General features: G+C 64.2%; 19 protein-coding genes and 1 pseudogene. 5 read left to right on the forward strand and 15 right to left on the reverse strand.

The window, feature by feature from the left end; genetic code table 11:
* Window positions 1–11: 11 nt before the first annotated feature.
* The gene (locus tag YUA_RS0102625) at window positions 12–1151 is read right to left on the reverse strand and encodes an ABC transporter ATP-binding protein (RefSeq protein WP_027529252.1); all 1140 of its coding nucleotides are present in this window, start codon (window positions 1149–1151) and stop codon (window positions 12–14) included.
* On the reverse strand, window positions 1148–2698 hold the full coding sequence (gene glpD / locus YUA_RS0102630) for a glycerol-3-phosphate dehydrogenase (RefSeq protein ID WP_027529253.1): 1551 nt from the start codon (window positions 2696–2698) through the stop codon (window positions 1148–1150). Before glpD ends, YUA_RS0102625 begins: the two co-directional genes overlap by 4 nt.
* Window positions 2699–2985: 287 nt before the next feature.
* On the opposite strand from glpD, the gene YUA_RS0102635 reads away from it, so the two are divergent.
* A complete protein-coding gene (locus tag YUA_RS0102635) occupies window positions 2986–3237 on the forward strand; it encodes a type II toxin-antitoxin system Phd/YefM family antitoxin (RefSeq protein ID WP_027529254.1) in 252 nt (83 codons plus the stop codon).
* Window positions 3237–3653, forward strand: a complete 417-nt coding sequence (locus YUA_RS0102640; RefSeq protein ID WP_027529255.1) for a type II toxin-antitoxin system VapC family toxin — start codon at window positions 3237–3239, stop codon at window positions 3651–3653. The genes YUA_RS0102635 and YUA_RS0102640 overlap by 1 nt, the downstream gene beginning before the upstream one ends.
* 4 nt (window positions 3654–3657) lie before the next feature.
* Here the strand turns inward: YUA_RS0102640 and YUA_RS0102645 are convergent, their stop codons facing one another.
* Window positions 3658–4506, reverse strand: a complete 849-nt coding sequence (locus YUA_RS0102645; RefSeq protein WP_027529256.1) for a DeoR/GlpR family DNA-binding transcription regulator — start codon at window positions 4504–4506, stop codon at window positions 3658–3660.
* Window positions 4507–4597: 91 nt separating this feature from the next.
* Entirely contained in the window at window positions 4598–5272 is a 675-nt protein-coding gene (locus YUA_RS0102650) for an HAD family phosphatase (protein WP_027529257.1), read from the reverse strand.
* A gap of 154 nt (window positions 5273–5426) precedes the next feature.
* Here YUA_RS0102650 and YUA_RS0102655 point away from each other — a divergent pair, with 154 nt between their 5' ends.
* On the forward strand, window positions 5427–5879 hold the full coding sequence (locus YUA_RS0102655) for a nuclear transport factor 2 family protein (RefSeq protein WP_027529258.1): 453 nt from the start codon (window positions 5427–5429) through the stop codon (window positions 5877–5879).
* A gap of 167 nt (window positions 5880–6046) precedes the next feature.
* Here YUA_RS0102655 and YUA_RS0102660 read toward each other — a convergent pair whose 3' ends face one another.
* The 10 genes from YUA_RS0102660 to YUA_RS0102705 form a co-directional block, all read right to left on the reverse strand.
* Complete coding sequence (locus YUA_RS0102660; RefSeq protein ID WP_027529259.1) at window positions 6047–6238, reverse strand: hypothetical protein; 192 nt, start codon at window positions 6236–6238, stop codon at window positions 6047–6049.
* Window positions 6239–6460: 222 nt separating this feature from the next.
* Window positions 6461–6871, reverse strand: coding sequence for an acyl-CoA thioesterase (locus tag YUA_RS0102665; protein WP_027529260.1), 411 nt, complete (start codon window positions 6869–6871; stop codon window positions 6461–6463).
* 7 nt (window positions 6872–6878) lie between these two features.
* A complete protein-coding gene (locus tag YUA_RS0102670) occupies window positions 6879–8975 on the reverse strand; it encodes a 3-hydroxyacyl-CoA dehydrogenase NAD-binding domain-containing protein (protein ID WP_027529261.1) in 2097 nt (698 codons plus the stop codon).
* A 2-nt stretch (window positions 8976–8977) separates the two neighbouring features.
* The gene (locus YUA_RS0102675; RefSeq protein WP_027529262.1) at window positions 8978–10261 is read right to left on the reverse strand and encodes an acetyl-CoA C-acetyltransferase; all 1284 of its coding nucleotides are present in this window, start codon (window positions 10259–10261) and stop codon (window positions 8978–8980) included.
* Entirely contained in the window at window positions 10261–12528 is a 2268-nt protein-coding gene (locus YUA_RS0102680) for an acyl-CoA dehydrogenase (RefSeq protein ID WP_027529263.1), read from the reverse strand. The genes YUA_RS0102675 and YUA_RS0102680 overlap by 1 nt, the downstream gene beginning before the upstream one ends.
* Before the next feature lie 301 nt (window positions 12529–12829).
* A complete protein-coding gene (locus YUA_RS0102685) occupies window positions 12830–13453 on the reverse strand; it encodes a flavin reductase family protein (RefSeq protein WP_027529264.1) in 624 nt (207 codons plus the stop codon).
* Between the two features lie 164 nt (window positions 13454–13617).
* A complete protein-coding gene (locus YUA_RS0102690; protein WP_027529265.1) occupies window positions 13618–14217 on the reverse strand; it encodes a TetR/AcrR family transcriptional regulator in 600 nt (199 codons plus the stop codon).
* Between the two features lie 33 nt (window positions 14218–14250).
* Window positions 14251–17388 carry an efflux RND transporter permease subunit gene (locus YUA_RS0102695; RefSeq protein WP_027529266.1) on the reverse strand — a complete coding sequence of 1046 codons (3138 nt, stop codon included), beginning with the start codon at window positions 17386–17388 and terminating at the stop codon, window positions 14251–14253.
* A gap of 178 nt (window positions 17389–17566) precedes the next feature.
* On the reverse strand, window positions 17567–18673 hold the full coding sequence (locus YUA_RS0102700) for an efflux RND transporter periplasmic adaptor subunit (protein ID WP_027529267.1): 1107 nt from the start codon (window positions 18671–18673) through the stop codon (window positions 17567–17569).
* A gap of 239 nt (window positions 18674–18912) precedes the next feature.
* Window positions 18913–20241: an MFS transporter gene (locus YUA_RS0102705; RefSeq protein ID WP_027529268.1), complete on the reverse strand. Its 1329-nt coding sequence runs from the start codon at window positions 20239–20241 to the stop codon at window positions 18913–18915.
* Between the two features lie 142 nt (window positions 20242–20383).
* On the opposite strand from YUA_RS0102705, the pseudogene YUA_RS43370 reads away from it, so the two are divergent.
* A pseudogene (locus tag YUA_RS43370) lies at window positions 20384–20808 on the forward strand (DUF2809 domain-containing protein).
* Here the strand turns inward: YUA_RS43370 and YUA_RS0102715 are convergent.
* Window positions 20805–21356, reverse strand: a complete 552-nt coding sequence (locus YUA_RS0102715) for a TetR/AcrR family transcriptional regulator (protein WP_027529269.1) — start codon at window positions 21354–21356, stop codon at window positions 20805–20807. The pseudogene YUA_RS43370 and the gene YUA_RS0102715 overlap by 4 nt on opposite strands.
* 115 nt (window positions 21357–21471) lie before the next feature.
* Between YUA_RS0102715 and YUA_RS0102720 the strand changes: the two genes are divergently transcribed.
* The gene (locus tag YUA_RS0102720; protein ID WP_027529270.1) at window positions 21472–22323 is read left to right on the forward strand and encodes an oxidoreductase; all 852 of its coding nucleotides are present in this window, start codon (window positions 21472–21474) and stop codon (window positions 22321–22323) included.
* The last annotated feature ends 50 nt before the right edge of the window (window positions 22324–22373 follow it).

The raw sequence follows: 22373 nt of genomic DNA on the forward strand, positions 1-22373 counted from the left end.
TCGCACCTCCCTCACGAGCTTTTACTTGTTGACGCGTTTTCTTCACGCGAACCGCTACGCGCTTCGCTTGAAAACGCTACGGCAGGCGCCGCGACGAGGCGATCGGCCGCGTCGAAGACAAAGACGTCATTGGGGTCGAGCACGGCGTCGATGGTCTGGCCGGGCTCGAACTCGTGCACGCCGTGCAGCACCGCAACCCAGTTCGATCCGTCACGGGTCAAATGCACGAAACTCTCCGAACCGGTGATCTCGGTCACCGTCACCGTGGCATGGAAGGCGTGACGATCAGTCTGGCCATTGGCGAGTGCAAGCTGATGCGCGCGAAAACCGACGCGATAGGCGCCATCGGCGAGTGAGGAATAGAGACCGGAAGCCGGCGCGGCGATGCCGCCCGCATATTGCACCGAGCCATTCCTCTTCTCGATGCCGACAAGATTGAGCGGCGGATCGGAAAACACCTGCGCGACCCGCAGGGTCTGCGGCCGGCGATAGACGTTGGGTGTCCCGCCGATCTGAAGCGCCTGCCCTTCCCACATGCAGACCGTGTTGCCGCCGAGCAGCAGCGCCTCGGTCGGCTCAGTCGTGGCATAGACAAAGATCGCTCCCGACGCCTCGAAGATGCGCGGCAGCTCGGCGCGCAGCTCCTCGCGCAGCTTGTAGTCGAGATTGGCGAGCGGCTCGTCGAGCAGCACGAGATCGGCACCCTTCACCAGCGCGCGCGCCATCGCGGTGCGCTGCTGCTGGCCGCCGGAGAGCTGGAGCGGCGTGCGCTTCAGGAACGGCTCGAGCCGCAGCAGCCGCGCGGCCTCCGCAACACGCGTCTCGATCTCCCCACGCGGCTTGCCCTGCACGCGCAAGGGCGAGGCAATGTTCTCATAGACCGTCAACGAGGGGTAGTTGATGAATTGTTGATAGACCATCGCGACCGAACGCTGGCGCACGTCGACGCCGGTGACGTCCTTGCCGTTGACCAGCACCTTGCCCGTGGTCGGCTTGTCGAGGCCGGCGAGCAGCCGCATGATCGAGGTCTTGCCCGACAGCGTCGGTCCGAGCAGCACGTTGAGCGTGCCGCTTTGCAGCGTCAGCGAGACATCGCGGATGTGCGGGACTCCGTCGACGGTCCGCGTCACGTGATCGAGTGTCACGCTCATGAGCGTCCTCCTGCTTCCAGCAGAGGACTTTGCGACACAATGTGGGTCCTGATCCAGTCGTCCAGGGCGGCAATTTCGTCGGCAGATAGCCGCAGGCCAAGCTTGGAACGGCGCCAGACGATATCCTCGGCGGTCACCGCCCATTCGTTGGTCATCAGGTAGCGGACCTCGCGTTCGGTCAGAGTTGCGCCAAAGGCCTGGCCGAGATCGGCGGCCGATTTGGCGTCGCCGAGCAGCTTGATGGCGCGGGTGCCATAGGCGCGCGCGAGGCGTCGCGCATGCTCATGGCTCAGGAAGGGATAGCCGCGCTGGAGCTCGGCGATCAGGCCGTCGACCGCCGACACGTCCATGTCGCCGCCCGGCAGCGGCCATTTGCCGGTCCAGCCTTCGCGCGCTTTCGCACTGCGAAGATAGGGCGCGAGCCGCTCCAGCGCCTCTTCGGCGAGGCGGCGATAGGTCGTGATTTTGCCGCCATAGATCGACAGCAGCGGCGAACCGCCGGGCGTGTCGAGCTCGAACACGTAGTCGCGGGTCGCAGCCTTGGCCTCGCTGGCGCCGTCGTCATAAAGCGGCCGCACGCCGGAATACGTCCAGACCACGTCCTCTGATGTCACCGGCTTGGCGAGATATTCGCTTGCGGCGGCGCAGAGATACTGGATCTCCTCCGCCGTGGCCTTCACCTTGGAGGGATCGCCGTCATAGTCGCGGTCGGTGGTGCCGATCAGCGTAAAATCGTCCTGATACGGGATGACGAAGATGATGCGGCCGTCGGCGTTCTGGAACATGTAGGCGCGGTCGTGGTCGTAGAGCTTCTTGACCACGATGTGCGAGCCCTGCACCAGGCGCACCTTTGCTTTGGCGTTGACGCCGGCACCGCGCCCGAGCACGTCCTCGACCCAGGGGCCGCCGGCATTGACCAGCGCGCGGGCCTGGATCGACGAACGCGCGCCGGTCAGCGTGTCGACCATGCTGACGGTCCAGATGCCGTCGGATTGCTTGATATCCGTCGCGCGGGTGCGGGTGCGAATCTCGGCACCCTTGTCGGCGGCGTCACGCGCATTGAGCACGACGAGACGGGCGTCATCGACGAAGCAGTCGGAATATTCGAAGGCGCGGCGATAGCGATTCGGGATTAGCGGACGGCCGACCTCATCGCGCCTGAGATCGAGCGAACGGGTCGCCGGCAGCAAATGACGGCCGCCGATGTGATCATAGAGGAACAGGCCGAGGCGCAACAGCCAGGCCGGGCGCAGGCCGGCGTGATGCGGCAAAACGAAACGTAAGGGACGGATGATGTGGGGCGCGATGCCCCAGAGAATCTCGCGCTCGATCAGCGCCTCACGGACCAGCCGGAACTCGTAATATTCGAGATAGCGCAGGCCGCCATGCACCAACTTGGTCGACCAGGACGACGTCCCGCTCGCCAGATCGTTCATTTCGCACAGGAAAACAGTATTCCCGCGGCCGACCGCGTCACGCGCGATGCCGCAACCGTTAACACCGCCTCCAATGATGGCGAGGTCGAAAATCCGCTCCAACAGACGCATCCCCCGGCGACCACTCGTTCCGTCGAGTGGGTACTTTCGCTTTTGATTAGATCACACCGAAAAACGAAAGCAAGATGAAAGAGAGGCGAAAGGAAGCGAAAGTGGAACTTTTTCTCCACCAGAATGACGCAGAAATTGGCAGACAGACGGGCGGATTCAAAGGCAATCGGCGTGATTGGACGGCATGTGGACCATGACCGAGCCAATGAGCCTGCTCGCGGCCTTGAATGTAGAAACATGCCTACATATACTTGCCTGTGACACCGCCGCAACTGGGAGCGCAGACCATGGTGACCACCCTCACCAGCCGAGAATTCAATCAGGACACCAGCGGCGCGAAAAAAGCTGCATCGCAAGGACCCGTCTTCATTACGGATCGCGGCCGCCCGGCCCATGTGCTGCTGACGATCGAAGATTATCTGCGCCTGAGCGGCGAACACATGAGCCTTGCCGAAGCTCTGGCGCAAGCAAGCGCGGACTTTGATTTCGATCCGCCTCGCGTGTCCGGCGGGGTCTTCAGGCCCGCCGATCTCGATTGATGTTTCTACTGGATACCAATGTCATTTCCGAACTCAGGCGACCGGATAAAGCCGATCGCAATGTCGTCGCTTGGGCCAATGCAGCTCCCGCGGCGAATTTCTTCATGTCTGTCATCTCGATTCTCGAGATTGAACTTGGCGCGCGTCTGATCGAACGCAGGGACGCTGCGCAAGGCGCTCTCTTGCGCGCGTGGATCGACGATCAAGTTCTGACTCGCTTCGAGGGGCGCATCCTGGCCATCGATACGGCCGTGGCACAGCGCTGTGCGCAACTTCACGTTCCCAATCCGCGGGCTGAACGCGACGCTCTCATCGCAGCGACGGCGCTTGTTCACGGATTGACGGTTGTCACGCGCAATGTCGGGGATTTCGAACCTGCGGGCGTGCCGCTGCTCAATCCGTGGGGCGCCGCCTGAGGCGCTATCTCAGCCGCACCACCGGCCCGGCCTCGGGCGCGGCGTCCTGCGCTTCGGCCTGAGCATCATCGATATCTCCCGCCCCCTTCGGCATCGCTTCCACCACCTCGATGCCCTTGCTGTGGCAGATGGTGGCGAGGCGCTCGGGCAGCTCCTGATCGGTGACGAAGGTCTGGATCTGGCTGATATGGGCGATGCGGACCGGCGCGCTGCGACGAAGTTTTGTGGAATCAGCCACCAGCATGACGCTGCGGGCATTGGCGATGATGGCCTGCGCCACCTGCACCTCGCGATAGTCGAAGTCGAGCAGCGCGCCCTCCTCGTCGATCGCGGACGCACCGATGATGGCGTAATCGACCTTGAACTGGCCGATCAGCTGCGTCGCGGTCGAGCCGACCACGGCGCCGTCGGCGCGCCGCACGGTGCCGCCGGCGACCACCACCTCGATGCGGGGGTGACGGTAGAGCAGCATCGCGACGTTGAGATTGTTGGTAATGACGAGGAGATCCTCGTGCGAGGTCAGCGCGCTCGCCACCTCCTCCGTCGTCGTGCCGATGTTGATGAAGAGCGAGCAGCCATTCGGGATCAAGGAGGCGGCGGCAGCGCCGATCGCCTTCTTCTCGTCGGCGGCGACGAACCGTCGCGCCTCGTAAGCGAGATTTTCGACGCCGGAGGCGATGATCGCGCCACCATGGACGCGGGTCAGGGAACGGCGCTCGCAGAGATCGTTGAGGTCCTTGCGGATGGTCTGCGCCGAGACTTCGAAGCGGCGTGCCAACTCCTCGACCATGACACGGCCCGAGGCGCGCGCGATGTTGAGAATTTCAGCCTGGCGGTGGGTCAATCCGGTCACGACGACGGCCTCAAATCAGAATGCTGCATGGTGCGGCGGTTCGCGCGCGCGGTCAATGCGCGCGCCGATCACGGTTAATGGATGACGCCCCTCACCGCGCCATCGCGGAAGCGAGCCGCGCGAGCAACGTCGGATCGTCGAAAGCGCTGGCGGAGGCAACCGCGCCGGCGCCAACAAGGTCAGCATCGCTGAGGCTGGTCCGGATGCCGATGGTCGGAATCCCGGCCGCGGTCGCCGATTGCACGCCGGAGCGGGAATCCTCGAACGCGATCGAGGCGGCCGCGCTGGCGCCGACAAAGCGCAGCCCCTCCTGATAGGGCAGCGGATGCGGTTTGCCATGCGGCAGTTCGTCGCCGATCACGAGCGCCTTGAAGCGCTGCGTGATGCCGAGACCGGACAACAGCAACTCGGCATTGAGACGCGGCGCGTTGGTGACGGCAACCATGGGAATGCCGGACGCGTCCGCGCGGTCGAGCAGCGCCATCAGGCCCGGCAGCGGCTCGATCTGCCCCGCGACCAGCGTGCGGAAGACTTCCTCCTTTTCGCCGAGGATCACGGCGCGCCGCTCCAATGTTTCATCGGGCAGAAAACGCTCGCCGATCGACGCATTGGCGAAGCCTTGCAGCTCCCTGGAGAAGCGCGCGTGGTCGAAGACGTGACCGCGAGGACCGAGCACCTGGTTGAACGCCTTCAGGTGCAGCGGGTCGGTGTTGGCAAGCGTGCCGTCGATATCGAACAGCAATGCCCTGCCGAGACTCTCGATCATGTCCGTACTTTCCCCAATGCGCGGCGCATCCATGCCGAAGACGTATCAATAGAGCCTCGCGCGCGCAATGACGCGGACGCATGACGACCACGCGCCACTCGACAAAGCCGCGCGCGGCTGCAACACTCCATACAAGATCAAAAAGGAGGAAACGATGACGATCAACCGACGCGATCTGGCTCTCTCGACTCTCGCCGTCTCCGCGCTTGCGCTCTTGACAGCCGCGCTCGCCGCTTCGGCTGACGAAGAAGCCGTGGCGAAGAAGGTCGAGGCCTTCCGGCTCGCCCAGATCGCGGCCGACCCGAAGGCGCTCGGCGCGCTGTGCTGGGACGATCTCAGCTACAGTCATTCCAGCGGCAAGGTCGAGGACAAGGCGACCTTCATCGCCAATGCCACGGATGGCAAATCAAAATTCCTGTCGATCGCCTATCAGGACCCGACTATCAAAGTGGTTGGCCCCGCCGCGATCGTGCGTTTCCACTGGGTCGCGGAACAGGAGATGGCGGCCGATGGGAAAAAAGTGCCGACCAACCTTCACATCCTGATGAACTGGCAGAAGCAGGGCGACGAGTGGAAGCTCTTGTCGCGTGCAGCTACGAAGCTGTGATGCGATTCTTCCCTCTCCACCTGTGGGAGAGGGTGGCTCGCCGCAGAGCGGCGAGACGGGTGAGGGGTTGCCGCAGCGAATACGTGTCTCGCTTCTGAGTGCGCAGATCGAACCCCTCATCCGGCGCTTCGCGCCACCTTCTCCCACAAGGGGAGAAGGAAGAAAGGCTACGCCGCCTCCCTCACATCACCGCTAACCAGCCTGCGCGCAGCGCGCTCGGCCTCGCGTGCGTTGCGGAAGAGCTGGCCTTCGAGGCGATTGAACTGGTGAGACGAGGCGAAGAAGCAGTAGCCTCCGTGACCGCGAACGACAATGCCCGCGGTCTCTGAATTCACTTCGATGATGTAGCTGTCCGGCATGGCCCGTAGATTCCTCACTGCGGGCAAATAACCGGTTCCTTGCCCGAAAGTTCCGCAGGCAAATCAGCCGGTTTCCACCCCGAATCGACGCGTCATTGAGTACGCCGGGACCTCATCCGTTTTATGACTGGTTGTTGGCGAAGCCGCGGCACGATGACTCAGTCACGCCGCGTTTCTTAACACCGCACGTCTTCGTGAGATGAGACGCAAAACCGCGCGCGGTTACGTCGCGATCACCGGAGTGTCGCGCTGGATCGCTTGCGGATGGCCGTTATCGTCGATCGAGACGTAGGTGAAATTGCCGTCGGTCACGAGGATTGGTTGCAGCTCGCGCCGCCGCAGCGCCCAGGCTTCGAGATGGATGGTGAGCGAGGTACGGCCGACGCGCACGAGATTGGCGTAGACCGAGACGAGGTCGCCGACATACACGGCCTTGCGAAAATTCATCGCCTCGATCGCAACCGTGACGGTGCGCGACTTCGCGACCTTCGATGCGAACACGCCGCCGCCGACGTCCATCTGGCTGAGCAGCCAGCCACCGAAAATGTCGCCATTGGCATTGGTGTCGGCGGGCATCGCCAGCGTGCGGATGCAAAGATCGCCGCTCGGCTCGGTGTCGGCCTGTTCGCTCATGTGCCTCTCACTTGAAACTGTCCCAGCCCGGATCGGGCGCGAAGCGCCCACCGAATCGTTCGACCAGCGCGCGCAAGGTCGATACGACATTCTCCACGCCGCGTGCACGCGCATAGTTCAGCGGACCGCCGCGGAACGGCGCGTAGCCGGTGCCGAAGATCATGGCGCCGTCGACCGCATCGGGATCGTCGACGATGCCTTCACGCAGGGCCGCGACGCAGACATTGGACATCGGCAGCACCAGGCGGTCGATCATCTGGTCGGTGACGCGCGGGCCGGTCTCTGGCAATGGTGCCTTCTCGGCCTTGCCGTCCTTCCAGCTGTAAAAGCCCTTGCCGGTCTTCCGGCCGAGCTCACCCTTGGCGACTTTTTCGCGCAACCAGGCGGGCGTCGCTGGCAGCAGGTCACCGAACCTGGTGCGCAGCATGTCGCCGACGTCGAGGCAGATGTCGAGGCCGACCTGATCGGCGAGCTCGATCGGCCCCATCGGCATGCCGAACTGTTCGGCAGCAGAATCGATCAGGCGCGGGTCGATCTTCTCGTCCAGCATCACCATCGCTTCCAGCATGTAGGGCGTCAGCGCGCGGTTGACGAGGAAGCCGGGCGAGCTCTTCACCGACAGCGGCAGGCGGTCGATCGCACCAACGAAGGCGAGTGCTTCTTTCAGGACTTGCGCATCGTTGCCGTCGTGGCTGACGATTTCGACCAGTTGCAGCCGCGACACCGGATTGAAGAAATGCAGGCCGACGAGGCGCTCCGGGCGCGCCAGCGTGGTGCGCAAGTCCTGAAGCGGAATGCTCGACGTGTTGGTCGCAAGGATCGCGCCCGGCTTCATCTTGGGCTCGATGCCGGCATAGACCTTCTGCTTGAGCTCGAGCTTTTCCGGCACCGCTTCGATGATCAGATCGGCATTGCGGACGCCCTCGCCGTCCATATCCGGGATCAGCCGATCGAGCGCATCGCGGACCTCGGTCGGCTTGCGGATGATCTTGCCGTACAGCTCGGCGGCGCGCTCCACCGCGGCCGCAATCGGCTCGGCCTTCATGTCGGCGAGCGAAACGCGGAGCCCCTGTCCCGCGCACCAGGCCGCGATATCGCCGCCCATGGCGCCGGCACCGATGACGTGGACGTGCTTGATGCTGTTGCCGCTTCCGGCGGCCTTCTTCATCTGCTCGCGCAGGAAGAACACGCGGATCAGATTCTGCGCAGTCGGAGTCACCATCAGCTTGGCGAAGGACGTCTGCTCGGCCTTCAGCATCGCGGCCTTGCTGCCGCCATGCGTTTCCCAGAGATCGATCAGCGCGTAAGGCGCGGGATAGTGCTCGCGCGGAGCCGCCTTCGTCGCCTCGCTGCGCATACGCTTTGCGAGGAGCCCGCGCACGAGACCAAAGCTGGCCGCGCGGGTGAGCAGGCGGGGCTTGGCCCGCTTCAGGCGGCCGAACAGCACATCGTTCACGGCGTTGCGGACGTGGCGCTCCTGCGTCACGCTATCGACAAGGCCGAGCGATTTGGCGCGGCGTGCATCGATGGTGCGGCCGGTCAGCATCAGCGCCATCGACTGGGTCGGATTGACTAGCGCTGTAAAGCGCGCGGTGCCGCCGAGGCCGGGATGCAAGCCCAGCATCACCTCCGGAAAGCCGAAGCGCGCGCCGTCGATGGCGATGCGCGACTGGCAGGCCAGCGCAACTTCGAGCCCACCGCCGAGGCAGAAGCCGTGGATGACCGCGACCGTCGGCAGCTTGAGCGCTTCCAGATGGTCCACCACCGCATGCGCGGCGCGGATGCGCGTCTCCACCAGCGCGGGATCGGTGGCGCCGCGGAATTCATTGACGTCCGCGCCCGCGATGAAGCCGGACGGCTTTGCCGAGCGGATCACGAGGCCTGCGGGCCGTTCGGTCTCGATCGCCGCGAGCGCGGCGTCGAACTCCTCCATCACATCGGAGGAGAGGGTGTTGGCGCTAGCGTCGGCGCGGTCGAACAGCAGCCAGGCGACACCGTCGGCATCGCGCGTCAGCTTGAAGTGCTTGTAGGGACCGTCTGCTGCGGACTGAGGCCCAAGCGAGAGCATACGGTCGCCGAGCGCGGTCATGATCTTTGAATCCATGGTCACACCGCCTCGATCAGCATGGCACCGCCGAGCCCGCCGCCGATGCATTCGGTGGCAATCCCGCGCCGCGTGCCGAGCCGCTTCATCGCGTTGACGAGATGCAGCACGATGCGATTGCCGGAGGTCCCGACGGGATGGCCGAGCGAGATCGCACCGCCATCGACATTGAGTTTTTCGCGGTCGATCTCGCCGGCCGCGCCGTCGAGTCGCAAAATCTCGCGACAGAACTTGTCGTCGTTCCAGGCGGCGAGGCAGCCGAGCACCTGCGTCGCAAAGGCCTCGTTCAGCTCCCAGGTTTCGACGTCCTGGAGGGTGAGATTGTTGCGGGTCAAGAGCGGCGTCGCCGACATCACGGGGCCGAGCCCCATGATGCTCGGATCGAGCGCGGCCCAGTTGCTGTCGACGATCGCAGCCTTCGGCGTCAGTCTGTGCCTTGCGACCGCCGCGTCGGAAGCGAGGATCACCCATGAGGCGCCGTCGGTGATCTGCGAGGAATTGCCCGCGGTGACCTGGCCCCAGGGGCGTTCGAACACCGGCCTCAGCTTCGTGAGTGTCTCGGCCGTGGAGTCCGGACGCACGCCGTCATCATGGTCGAAGAACTTTCCGTCGCGGGAGAAGGCGGTCTCGACCTCGCCCTTCAGAAAGCCCTCGGCCTGCGCGTGCGCAAGGCGTCGATGGCTCTCGGCGGCATAAGCATCCGACTGGGCGCGCGTAATGCCGAAGAGATGGCCGACGACTTCCGCAGTCTGCCCCATGTTCAGTTCGGTGATGGGATCGGTCAGCCCGCGCTCGAGCCCAATGATCGGTTTGAGATAGCGCGGCCGCAGCTTGAACGCGGCGGCGAGCTTCGAGGCCACGCCCTTGGCGGTGGCAAGACCGGCAAACCAGCGCACGCCGGAATTCGGCCACACCAGCGGCGCGTGGCTGAGCGCCTCGGTGCCGCCGGCGAGGATCATGTCCGCATGGCCTTCGCGGATGTAACGGTAGGCGGTATCGATCGACTGCATGCCGGAGCCGCAATTGATCTGCACGGTGAAAGCGACCATGTCCTCGCCCATGCCGAGCCGGAGTGCGGCGACGCGCGCCGGGTTCATCTCGTCGGCGATCACGTTGACGCAGCCGAGGATGACCTGGTCGAAGTCGGTTGGCGAAAACGGCTGGCGCGCCAGGAGCGGCCGGCCGCACTGCACTGCGAGATCGACCGGCGTGAACGGCCCCGGTCCGGAGCGCGCTTTCAGAAACGGCGTCCGGCTGCCGTCGACGATGAAAACCGGTCGTGCCATTAGCTCGCCGCCCTCTGTTCACCGAGTTCCTGGAAGAACTGATGCACGTCGCCGGTTTTCTTGTAAATCGGCGACAGCGCCTCCGGCGCAAAATCGTCGACCTCGATGACTTTTGTGACGGCTTCGTGGGCGGCCGCCAACTGCTCGCCTTCGGCCTGCGTGATCACGCCCTTGGCGACGGCCTCCTTCCAGTCCCTTACATGCGCAGCGCGCATACGCTTGGCGATCGCGTCCGTGCCGGTAACCAATTTGAACGCCCGCTCCAGCCGGGCAAAGCCGCTGTCGTCATCAACATGAGCGAGATCCGGCGTGAGGCGCTCGCGCGCCGCGGACGGCTCCAGCACGAGGCTAGCGCATTGGTGCACGACGCGGTCGGACGGGCCGAGCACGCGGGCGCCAAACGGCTGGACCACGAGCTTGAGGATCACGGCGACGAATCGGTTCGGCAGATTGGCGAGGATTTCGGCGAGCCGGTTCTCGATCGTCTTGAAGCCGGTCGCCATGCACCATTCCAGAGCGGCGAAATCCTCCTTCTGCCGGCCCTCGTCCTGCCAGCGTTTTAGCGCGGCCGAGAGCAAGTACAGCTCGGAGAGGATGTCGCCGAAACGCGCCGACAGCATCTCCTTGCGCTTGAGAGCGCCGCCGAGCGTCAGCAGCGCCATGTCGGCGCAGAGCGCGAAGGCCGCGGAGTAACGCGAAAGCTGGCGATAGAACGGCGTGGTGTCGCCCGCATCGGGCGCGAGCGCGAAGGCGCCAAAAGTCCAGCTTCGGCCGAAGGCGCGGAATAGCGTCTGAAAACTGTGGCCGACATGTTTCCAGAACGCCTTGTCGAAGGCTGTGAGACCGCGCTCGCGATCGGTGTCGGCGAGCGCATTCATCTCGTCGAGCAGATAGGGATGCGCGCGGATCGCGCCCTGCCCGAACACGATGAGATTGCGCGTGAGGATGTTGGCGCCCTCGACCGTGATGCCCACGGGAACGGCGCGGTGCAGATTGCCGATATAATTTTGCGGACCGTCGATCACGGCCTTGCCGCCATGGATGTCCATGGCGTCGTCGACCGCGATGCGCATCCGCTCGGTCGCGTGCAGCTTCATGATGCCGGAGATCACGGCGGGATGAACGCCGGCATTGAGCGCCGCGCAAGTGAGCCGCCGCGCCGCGTCGAGCTGATAGGCGGTGGCGACGATGCGCGCGAGCGGCTCCTCGACGCCTTCGAATTTTGAGATGGAAATGCCGAACTGCTCGCGGATGCGGGCATAGGCGCCGGTGGTGCGCGCCGCATAAGCGGCGCCGGCCGCGGAGAGCGACGGCAGCGAGATGCCGCGGCCGGCGGCGAGCGCGGTCATCAGCATCTTCCAGCCCTGCCCGAGCCGCTCCTGGCCACCGATGACATAGTCGAGCGGGATGAAGACGTCGCGGCCCCAGTTCGGGCCGTTCTGGAACACCTGCATCGACGGCAGATGACGGTGGCCGATCTCGACGCCGGGCAGATTGGTCGGGATCAGCGCGACGGTGATGCCGAGCTCTTCCTGATCGCCGACGAGATGATCGGGGTCATAGGCCTTGAAGGCGAGGCCGAGCAGCGTCGCGACAGGTCCGAGCGTGATGTAGCGCTTGTGCCAGTTGAGCCTGAGGCCGACGACCTCTTGCCCCTCGAAGACGCCCTTGCAGATGATGCCCGTGTCGACCATCGAGGCCGCGTCCGAACCGGCTTCCGGGCTGGTTAGACCGAAGCAGGGAATGTCGCGGCCGTCAGCGAGGCGCGGCAGCCAGCGCTCCTGCTGCTCCTTGGTGCCGAAGCGCATCAGGAGTTCGCCAGGTCCGAGCGAGTTCGGCACCATCACGGTAACGGCAGCCGCGATCGAGCGGGTCGAGATTTTTCGTACCACTTCCGAATGCGCATAGGGCGAGAAGCCGAGGCCGCCAAATTCCTTCGGGATGATCATGCCGAAGAATTTCTCGCTCTTGACGAAGTGCCAGACGTCAGGCGGCAAGTCGCGCCACTCCCAAAAGATCTTCCACTCGTCGAGCATGGCGCAGAGTTCGTCGACAGGGCCGTTGAGGAAGGCCTGCTCCTCGTCGGTCAATTTCGCCTGCGGAATCTTGAGCAGCTTCGACCAGTCGGGATTGCCGGTGAAGAGATCGGCGTCCCACCAGACGTCGCCGGCCTCCAGCGCCTCGCGCTCGGTGTCGGACATCGCCGGCAGCACGCGGCGCGCCCAGGAGAAGATCGGCTTGGTAATGGTGTCGCGGCGGAAGCTCATGGCGGACCTCATGCAACGGCGCGGTTAGGGCATTTTAGCGGAAACTGGCCGGCAGAAGCGAACACTTCGCCTGCAAAATGATGCGAATTGACGCGGCCGGGCGGCCGCCCACGGACCATAACGGCCGGGGCGCGCTGGCAGTTCCGGGAGGGGATGGGGCTGAATGCCTCCCCTTGTCATTCCGGGGCACGCGAAGCGTGAGCCCGGAATCCATCAGACGGTAGCGTTGGTTGATGAATGGATTCCGGGCTCGCGCCTTGCGGCCGCCCCGGAATGACGTGTGGAGAGAGCGGCGGCCGGCCTAATCCGGCCGGACCATCTCGAACATGTTTTCCGGCTTGATCTCAAAATAGTCGCCGCGGCGGCCGGCCCGCACGATCGGGCGGGCGGCGGCGGTCTGGTAGACGCCGTCCTTGATCATGGCCTTGTCGATGTGGACGGCGACGACCTCGCCCAGCGTCAGCCAGGCGTCGGCCTCCTTGCCGTCGGCGCCCTTGAGCCGGACGATGTCGGACACCCTGCACTCGAAGGCGACCGGGCTCTCGCCGACGCGCGGCACGTTGACGAGCTTGCCGGGCACGGCGGTAAGGCCAGCGATCTCGAACTCGTCGACCTCAGGCGCAACATGCGCCGCCGTCGCATTCATGTGCTTGGCGAGATCCATCGTGGCGAGATTCCAGACGAATTCGCCGGTCTGCTTGATGTTCTCGACCGAGTCTTTCCAGTTGGTGGAGGAGAAGCCGATGATCGGCGGCACGTAGCAGAACGCGTTGAAGAAGCTGTAGGGCGCGAGATTGACGTGGCCCTTGGTGTCGCGCGACGAGATCCAGCCGATCGGCCGCGGCGCGATGATGGCGTTGAAGGGATCGTGCTTGAGGCCGTGGCCCTTGGCGGGCTCGTAGAAATACAGGTCTTTGTCGGTCACGCGCTGCTTCTCCGTTTTCCGTCATTCCGGGGCGGTCCGACGGGACCGCGCGAGCGCGGCCCGGAGGACCGAACCCGGAATCTCGAGATTCTCAGGTGCGCAATTGCGCACCGGAGTTCGATGCTTCGCATCGCCCCGGAATGACGGTCAACTCAAAACATTGGTCAGTGGCGCGGGGACAGACCCGCGATGACGAAATCGATCATCTGATCGATGGTCGGGCCCGGCTTGGTGGCGCACTGGGCGATCATCTGGGGATGGAAGAAGCGCATCATGGCGGTGCAGGCGCACAGCGATGCCAGCTGCAGGTCGGGCGCCTCGAACTCGCCGGTGGCCGCGCCTTGCGCGATCATCTGGCCGATCGTCCCGGCGATGCACTCCATATGGGTGACGCAGACGTCCCAGTCCTCCTGCATGGCGATCTCGACCATCTCATGCAGCTTGGAATCACCGACATAGCGCTCGGTGTTCATGCGATGGATGGTGGTCAGCAGCTCACGGAAGCGCTCCAGCACCGGACCGGTCCCAGCCACGATCCGCTGTGCTTCCAGCTCGACTTCGCCCATCAACCCCCGTGCCACCGCCTGGTGAATCGCCCTCTTCGATTCGAAGAAGCGATAGACGTTGGCGGGGCTCATCCGGAGCTCTTTGGCGATGTCGCCGACCGTAGTCTTCTGATAGCCGATTACGCGGAACAGCCGCTCGGCCACCTCGAGAATACGATCCCGGGTGTCACCTTCGATATGTTCCGCAACCAGTGTCATGTTTCAGGACTCGTTCGTCGGTAGTCTTCTCACTTATTCAGCCGCTTCAGCAAGCGGAATTGCGTGCTCGTCATCGCTCCCATGCTGCGGCGCGGCAGGTTGCTCGGGGGTGCCGGCCTCATCCAGGCTCTTCCTGAACCACAGGGCATAGAGGCCCGGCAGATAGAGCAGCGTCAGGAAGGTCGCGACGAACAAGCCTCCCATGATCGTGATCGCCATCGGGCCCCAGAACGCCGAGCGGGACAGCGGAATCATGGCGAGGATCGCGGCGAGCGCCGTCAGCACCACCGGACGGGCGCGGCGGACGGTGGCCTCAACGATCGCCTCGCGGCGGGTCAGGCCGTGGGAGACGTCGGTCTCGATCTGGTCGACCAGGATGACCGCGTTGCGCATGATCATGCCGGCAAGCGCGATCAGCCCGAGCAGCGCCACGAAGCCGAACGGGGCATTGGCGACGTTGAGGCCGAGGGAGGCGCCGACGATGCCAAGCGGTGCGGTCAGGAACACCAAGAACAGGCGCGAGAAGCTCTGCAGCTGGATCATCAGCAGCGTCAGCATCACCATGACCATCACCGGGAAGAGGATGAAGATCGAGGCGTTGCCCTTGGCGGATTCCTCGAACGCCCCTCCCGGCTCGATGCGGTAGGCCGGCTCGAGGTAGTCCTTGATCTGCTGCAGCTTCGGCGTGATCTGGCTGGTGACATCGGGCGCCTGCACGCCGTCGACGACGTCGGAGCGCACGGTGATCGCCATGTCGCGGTTGCGCCGCCACAGGATCGGCTCCTCATGGGCATACTCGATCTTGGCGATCTGCTGCAGCGGAACAGCGACGCCATTGCGCGTGGTGATGGTGAGATCGCCGACGCCGCCGAGATCGAGGCGTTCGGACGGGACGGCACGGGCGACCACGCCGACCTTCTCGATGCCGTCGCGCACGGTCGTGACCTGTGCCCCCGAGATCAGCATCGACAGCGCCTGTGACACGTCCTGCGGGGTGAGACCCATGGCGCGGGCGCGATCCTGGTCGACGACGAGCTTGAGGTAGGGCGACTGCTCGTTCCAGTCGAGCTGAACGTCCTTGACGTTCTTGTTCTCGCGCATGACGTCGCGAACCTGGTAGGCGATCTCGCGCACCTTGTTGGCGTCGGGGCCGATCACGCGGAACTGCACGGGGAAGCCGACCGGCGGACCGAAGTTGAAGCGGTCGACGCGGACGCGCGCCTCCGTCAACATGCCGTCGGCGGCCGCGTTCTCGATCTTGGCCTTGATGCGCTCGCGTGCCTCGACACCCTTGGCGACGATGACGATCTCGGCAAACGCCTCGTTCGGAAGCTGCGGATTGAGGCCGAGCCAGAAGCGCGGCGAGCCCTGGCCGACATAGGCCGTGTAGGTCTCGATGTCCTGGTCGTCCTTCAGCAGCGTCTCGGCCTTCTTCACCGCCTTTTCAGTGACGTTGAAGGCGGTGCCCTCAGGCAGGCGGAGCTGGAGGAACAGTTCGGGCCGCTCGGAGAGCGGGAAGAACTGCTGCTGGACGTGGCCGAAGCCGACGATCGAAGCCACGAAGACGCCAACGGTCGCGACCACCACCGTGATGCGATGACTGACGCACCACTGCACAACGGCGCGCAGGCCACGGTACATGCGGGTCTCGTAGACCGCGTGCGGATCGTGGTTGTGGTGCACCTTCATCTCCGGCAGCAGCTTGACGCCGATATAGGGCGTGAAGATCACCGCCACGAACCAGGACGCGACCAGCGCGATCGCCACGATCCAGAAGATGCTGCCGGCATATTCGCCGACCGCGGAATTGGCAAAGCCAATGGGGAGGAAGCCAGCGGCCGTGACCAGCGTTCCCGTGAGCATCGGAAACGCAGTTGATTCCCAGGCAAAGGACGCCGCACGCATGCGGTCCCAGCCCTGCTCCATCTTCACCACCATCATCTCGACCGCGATGATGGCATCATCCACCAGCAGGCCGAGCGCGATGATCAGCGCACCGAGCGTGATGCGGTGCAGGTCGAGCGACATCACGTTCATGACGATGAAGACGATGCCGAGCACGAGCGGGACCGACATGGCGACCACGATGCCGGTGCGCCAGCCGAGCGCAAGAAACGACACGAACAGCACGATGACGAGTGCCTCCATGAAGGAGTGCACGAATTCGCTTACCGCGTGCTCGACCACCTTGGGCTGGTCGGCGATGAGCCGGACGTCGACGCCCTGCGGCACCGCCTTCATGAATTCGGCGGTCGCCTTCTCGACGTCCTTGCCGAGCTCGAGGATGTTGGCGCCCTTGGCGGTGACGACACCGATACCGATCGCGGCCTTGCCTTCCTGGCGCACGACGAAACTCGGCGGATCGACATAGCCGTGGGTGACGGTGGCGATGTCGCCAAGGCGGAAGACACGGCCATTGCTCTCGACCGGGGTCTCGGCCACCGCCTTGACGCCGTCGAGCGCGCCGGTCACGCGCAGCGGCACGCGCTGCGACGAGGTTTCGACCGTGCCGGCCGGCGTCACGTTGTTCTGCTTGGCGAGCGAGTCGAACAGCGCCTGCGGCGTGATGCCGAGCGTGGCGAGCTTCGCGTGACTGAACTCGACGAAGATGCGCTCATCCTGGTTGCCGTAGACGTCGACCTTGGTCACGCCGGGCACCTTGAGCAGGCGCTGGCGGAAGCCTTCGGAGACCTTCTTGAGCTGGGCGTAATCGGCGCCGTCGCCAGTCATCATGTAAAGAATCGAATCAACGTCGGAGAACTCGTCGTTGACGACCGGACCGAGGATGCCGGCAGGCAACTGGCCTTGCACGTCGGCGAGCTTCTTGCGCAGGAGATAGAAGAGATAGGGCACATCCTTCGGCGGCGTGGAGTCGCGGAAGGTGACCTGGAGCGCGGTGAATCCAGGCTTGGAATAGGTCTGCACCTTCTCGAAATAAGGCAGCTCCTGGATCTTCTTCTCGATGGGATCAGCGACCTGGGTCTGCATCTCCTGCGCGGTCGCGCCCGGCCACAGCACGGAGACGTTGACCACCTTCACCGTGAAGAACGGATCTTCGGCGCGGCCGAGCTTCTGATAGGAGAAGAAGCCGGCGACGCCGAGCACCAGCATCAGGAACAGGACCAGCGTCGGATGGCTGACGGCCCAGGCCGAAAGGTTGAAGCGCTTCATCGCTCTCTCCGGAAAAAACGATCCAATTGCCAAAAACGACAGCCGCTCTGTTCAACCCGTCGTCGCGAGGCAGCGAAGCAATCCAGGGGGCTGGGCAGGTTCTGGATCGCTTCGCCGCTTCAGCCTTCGCATTTGCGCTCAGGCCGAAACTCACCTCACACGACGGTACTCGTAAACTTTAGAAAGACAGCGACGACACGACCCGCACCTTCTGGCCGGGATCAAGTTTCTGGACACCGAGGGCGACGATCTTGGCGCCCTCTTCGACGCCGCTGGTGATGACGACGTCGTTGCTGTCGTAGGACTTCACCGCGACAGGCTTCAGCGTGACCGCGCCGTTGTCGTCGACGACATAGAAGGACGGCTTGCCGCCTTCGTTGAACAGCGCCGACAGCGGCAGCCGGGCGACGCGCTCGGTGGCAGCGTCCGACAGCGTCAGCGTCGCGGTCATGCCGAGCGAAACCTTGTCGTCGGCCTCGGGCAGCGAAAATTTGGCGAGATAGGTGCGCGTGGCCGGATCGGCGGTGGGCGCGATCTCGCGCAGCTTCGCCGTATATTTCTTGTCCGGCTCCGACCAAAGAGTGACGCTGGCGGCGCCCGACTTGGCACGTCCGACCAGCGTCTCAGGGATCGCGACGACCGCTTCCTTTTCGGCAAAGCGGGCGACGCGGATCGAGGCCTGGCCCGCGGCGACCACCTGGCCGGGCTCGATCAGCGTTGCGGTGACGACGCCACGGGCGTCGGCATTGAGCGTCGCGTACGAAAGAGAATTCTTGGTCAGCTCGACCGAGCGGACGGCGCGGTCGAGCCGCGCACGTGCCTCGTCGGCGGCGGCGCGGCTCGAATCCATCGCGGCATCGGTGGTCCAGCCCTTTGCCTTCAAATCCTTGGCGCGCTGCTCGGCAGCGGCGGCCTGGGCCAGCACGCCGGTGGCGGCGGTCTGCTCGGCGACGGCCTGCTCGGCCTGAAGCTTCAGATCGACCTCGTCGAGGGTGGCAAGCGCCTGCCCCACCTCGACGGTCTGGCCGACCTCGACCAGTCGCTTATCGACCTTGCCGGCGACGCGAAAACCGAGATCGCTCTCGATCCGGGGCCTGATGGTGCCGACGAAGCTGCGCTCCGGAGTCTCGGCATCATAATGGGCGGTTGCGACCAGGACCGGCCGCGGCGGGTCAGCCTTTTGCGCCACGGTATCATTACACCCGGCCAGCGCAGCGGCCATCAGAGCCAGCGATACACCCGCCAAGAGCTTGGAATAGCTGGACAAAACGGACCGAACGAACATCGGAGGACACTCCCGCGCTGCAATAGGAGGAATGTCGACTAATTACTGATAAAAGTCAATAATCGTCAATCATCAGAAAAGCGTGATCATTAGGGGGTGGTAACCCTTCTCCCGTCGCCCTGGCGAAAGCCGGGCCCATTACCCCTGAAGTCGGTTGCCGGAAGAATACGTCTCCCCACGCGCGCCCCAAGAGGAGCCGCGGGGTACGTCGCCCTGGCTTTGGCCAGGGCGACGTAGGTTCACCGCCCCCGGTCGGCGAACTCGTGCTTGCTCTCGTGGCCGCCGATGAAGGCCAGGATGCCGGCCAATAGCGGCAGCACCGCGAGCACCAGAAGGCCGGTCGAGGTCTGGCCAGTGGCTTCCTTGACCCAGCCGATCAGATAGGGACCGCCGAAGCCGGCGAGGTTGCCGACCGAATTGATCAGCGCGATGGCGCCGGCAGCGGCCGTGCCGGAGAGCCAGGCGGTCGGCAGGGTCCAGAACACGCCGAAGCAGCAGAACACCCCGATCGCGGCGACTGTCAGCACCACCATGGTCATAGTGGGATCGGTGAGGTAGCTGGAGACGGCGAGCGCGACGGCGGTGAGCAGCAGCGGGGCGCCGACATGCATCACGCGCTCGCGCGTGGCATCCGAATGCCGCGCCCACAGGATCATGGCGACGGTGCCGAACAGATAGGGAATCGCGGTGACGAAGCCGGTCTGGGCGTTGGTCAGGCCGAATGCCTTGACGATCTGCGGCAACCAGAACTGCATGCCATAGAGGGCGCCGACGAAGCCGAAATAGATCAGGCTGAGCGCGATCACCTTCGGCGACGACAGCGCTTCGCCGAGCGAGGGGTGCTTTACCGCCTGTTTGATTGCGATTTCGGAATCGAGCCGGGCCTTGAGCCAGGCTTTCTGCTCGGCCGAGAGCCAGTCCGCCTTCTCCGGCCTGTCAGTGAGGTAGAACCAGGTGACGATGCCGAGCAGCACCGAAGGGATGCCCTCGAGAATGAACAGCCACTGCCAGCCCTTCAGCCCCATCGCGCCGTCGAGCCCGAGCAAGAGGCCCGAGATCGGCGCGCCGATCACGGTCGAGACCGGCACGGCGATCGCGAAGGCCGCGAGGAAGCGGCCGCGATATTCGGCCGGATACCAATAAGTGAGGTAGAGGATGATGCCGGGAAAGAAGCCGGCTTCCGCCACGCCGAGCAGGAAGCGCAGCACGTAGAAGCTGGTCACGCCGCTCACCAGCGCCATCAGCGCCGAGATGATGCCCCAGGTCACCATGATGCGGGCGATCCAGCGGCTCGCGCCGAACTTCTCCAGCGCGAGATTGCTCGGCACCTCGAAGATGAAATAGCCGATGAAGAAGATGCCGGCGCCCCAGGAGAAGATCAACGGCGTGAACTTCAACTCGGCATTCATGGTCAGCGCGGCGAAGCCGAGATTGACGCGGTCGAGATAGGAGAAGAAGTAGGCCAGCACCAGGAACGGGATCAGGCGCCAGGAGATGGCGCGGATGGTCGATGTCTCGATTTCCGACTTGGCTCCTGTGGAACCGATATAGGTTGTGGTCTGGCTCATGGCTTCCCCCGGTTTTTTGCTTTTGTGAGCTAGAAAGATTCTTGATTTGACGCGTTTTCTTCACGCGAACCGGTATCCACTTCGCTCGAAAACGCTTTCGCAGGCGGTTTTCAGCATCGTGGGCAAAGAGTCAATGGAAGCCATGCAAGGAGCGCAGCCAGTCAACACCATTACGCTGCGACGGAAGATGCTGATCCGAGCCGGGCTGGCGCTGGTGGCGATCGCCTGCGGGCTGTCCCTACGCTGGTACGGTTTTCCGCTCGGCCTTCCCGCCTTCGTGGTGAAGTATGGCGGCTCGCTGCTGTGGTGTTGTTGCTGGTCGGGGCTTTGCTGCCGTGGCTGACACGAAGCCAACTCGCGGCCATCGCCGTTGCAATCGCGGTGGTCGTCGAGTTTTCGCGGTTGGTGCATACGCCGGGGCTCGACGCGTTCCGGCTCACTACGGCGGGCGCGCTGCTGCTCGGGCGCATCTTCTCGCTGTGGAATTTGGTTGCCTACCTCACCGGTGTCGTGGTCGGCCTCTGGCTCGATCGACTCATGGAGAAGCGCGGCGCGGGCAAAAGCTAGCCAGCCAGCTTTTTCCGGGTGGCGCGAAGAATCTCATCTGACAATTTGGGATCGCTCACCGCGCGGGCGAGCACGAGCGCCCCGACCAGAGAAACAAGAGTCACGATCGCATCCTCATCGCGCCGGCGTTGCCTGGTCCCCGAACCGATTCGTGCGCTGAGCCACCCGATCATGCCCTTCACGCCGGCGGTAAATCGTTCTCGCGCGCCTTGGCTTTGGCGCTGCATTTCAGAGCACAGCGCCGCAAACGGGCAGCCGCTTCCCGGGTCGTCCCGGTGCGCCGGCGAAAGATATTCCGAAACGTAGTCATCGACCGTGGTCGTTTCACAGAGCTCTCGTCCCTTGGAGGCGATTGCCTCGGCGACCGCTTCTTCGACAAGCCGCTGCTTGGAGCCGAATTGACTGTAGAGACCACCGTGGGTCATGCCGGCGGCCTCGGTCAGCGCGTCGACACCGACGCCGGAAATCCCGCGCTCCCGGATCAGGCGCGAGGCCGTCGTAAGAATTCGTTCGCGGTTGTCGGCCGCCTTTTCCTTGGAAACACGCATGTCGAAGGTCCTGATCAGAGGGTCTTGACATTTATAATTACGATCATCATCTAATTCAATCATTACGATCGTCATCAAAACTGGCAAGCGCAGCGTTGAACATCAGGAGAAGGTCATGACCAAGGTAAAGATTGCTCTCGTGACAGGCGCCTCGTCGGGCATCGGCGAAGCCACCGCACAGCGGCTCGCTGCGGACGGCTACAAGGTCTACGGCACCAGCAGACGCGGAGTTCAGGCAGGCAAGCGGTCGTTCGAGATGCTGGCCCTCGACGTGACCAGCGACGAATCCGTGGCGACGGCAGTTAGCGAGGTGATCCGGCGCGATGGTCGCATCGATCTGCTGGTGAATAACGCCGGATTCGGCGTTGCGCCCGCCGGAGCGGAGGAGAGCTCGATCGAGCAGGCGCGATCGATCTTCGAGACGAACTTTTTCGGGCTGATCCGGATGACGCGCGCTGTCCTGCCGCAGATGCGCCGCCAGGGCAGCGGACGCATCATCAATATCGGCTCTGTGCTCGGCTTTCTGCCGATGCCCTATGGGGCGCTCTATGCCGCGACCAAGCACGCGGTGGAAGGCTATTCGGAATCGCTCGACCACGAGCTGCGCACGCGGGGCATCAGGGTCTCCATCATCGAACCCGCGTACACGAAGACGCCATTCGACGCGAACTTCATCGAGCCGGACGTCAAGCTCGACGAGTATCGCGAAGCGCGTGCGGGCGTAAGCAGGCGGGTGAATGAGGTCATGGCCACCGCGGAATCGCCGGATGTGGTCGCCGAAACCGTGTTGAAGGCGGCGAACGCGGCGCATCCGAAAATTCGATACGCAGCCGGCAAGCTCGCGAGCCGGCTGCGATTTCTTCGCAGATTTGCGCCCGCTGGCCTGGTCGATGCCGGGATTCGAAAGGACCTCCGGCTTGATGCACCGCAGGCGTCACAGTCCCCCCGTCCCGCACGAGCTTTTTGACGGCACGCGGGCGCCCCGCTACCGGCGTAGACCCATCGGACACAGAGAAC

It is taken from the genome of Bradyrhizobium sp. WSM3983 (assembly GCF_000473045.1).
Taxonomy (GTDB): Bacteria; Pseudomonadota; Alphaproteobacteria; order Rhizobiales; family Xanthobacteraceae; genus Bradyrhizobium.

Coding starts and splice junctions, on each gene's coding strand:
- YUA_RS0102690 (WP_027529265.1), bottom strand. CDS start 14,217: ATGACACTGGTTGCGGAACATATCGAAGGTGACACCCGGGATCGTATT.
- YUA_RS0102700 (WP_027529267.1), bottom strand. CDS start 18,673: ATGTTCGTTCGGTCCGTTTTGTCCAGCTATTCCAAGCTCTTGGCGGGT.
- YUA_RS0102670 (WP_027529261.1), bottom strand. CDS start 8,975: ATGGATTCAAAGATCATGACCGCGCTCGGCGACCGTATGCTCTCGCTT.
- YUA_RS0102635 (WP_027529254.1), top strand. CDS start 2,986: ATGGTGACCACCCTCACCAGCCGAGAATTCAATCAGGACACCAGCGGC.
- YUA_RS0102705 (WP_027529268.1), bottom strand. CDS start 20,241: ATGAGCCAGACCACAACCTATATCGGTTCCACAGGAGCCAAGTCGGAA.
- YUA_RS0102715 (WP_027529269.1), bottom strand. CDS start 21,356: ATGCGTGTTTCCAAGGAAAAGGCGGCCGACAACCGCGAACGAATTCTT.
- YUA_RS0102650 (WP_027529257.1), bottom strand. CDS start 5,272: ATGATCGAGAGTCTCGGCAGGGCATTGCTGTTCGATATCGACGGCACG.
- YUA_RS0102675 (WP_027529262.1), bottom strand. CDS start 10,261: ATGGCACGACCGGTTTTCATCGTCGACGGCAGCCGGACGCCGTTTCTG.
- YUA_RS0102665 (WP_027529260.1), bottom strand. CDS start 6,871: ATGAGCGAACAGGCCGACACCGAGCCGAGCGGCGATCTTTGCATCCGC.
- YUA_RS0102680 (WP_027529263.1), bottom strand. CDS start 12,528: ATGAGCTTCCGCCGCGACACCATTACCAAGCCGATCTTCTCCTGGGCG.
- YUA_RS0102640 (WP_027529255.1), top strand. CDS start 3,237: ATGTTTCTACTGGATACCAATGTCATTTCCGAACTCAGGCGACCGGAT.
- YUA_RS0102655 (WP_027529258.1), top strand. CDS start 5,427: ATGACGATCAACCGACGCGATCTGGCTCTCTCGACTCTCGCCGTCTCC.
- YUA_RS0102660 (WP_027529259.1), bottom strand. CDS start 6,238: ATGCCGGACAGCTACATCATCGAAGTGAATTCAGAGACCGCGGGCATT.
- glpD (WP_027529253.1), bottom strand. CDS start 2,698: ATGCGTCTGTTGGAGCGGATTTTCGACCTCGCCATCATTGGAGGCGGT.
- YUA_RS0102695 (WP_027529266.1), bottom strand. CDS start 17,388: ATGAAGCGCTTCAACCTTTCGGCCTGGGCCGTCAGCCATCCGACGCTG.
- YUA_RS0102720 (WP_027529270.1), top strand. CDS start 21,472: ATGACCAAGGTAAAGATTGCTCTCGTGACAGGCGCCTCGTCGGGCATC.
- YUA_RS0102625 (WP_027529252.1), bottom strand. CDS start 1,151: ATGAGCGTGACACTCGATCACGTGACGCGGACCGTCGACGGAGTCCCG.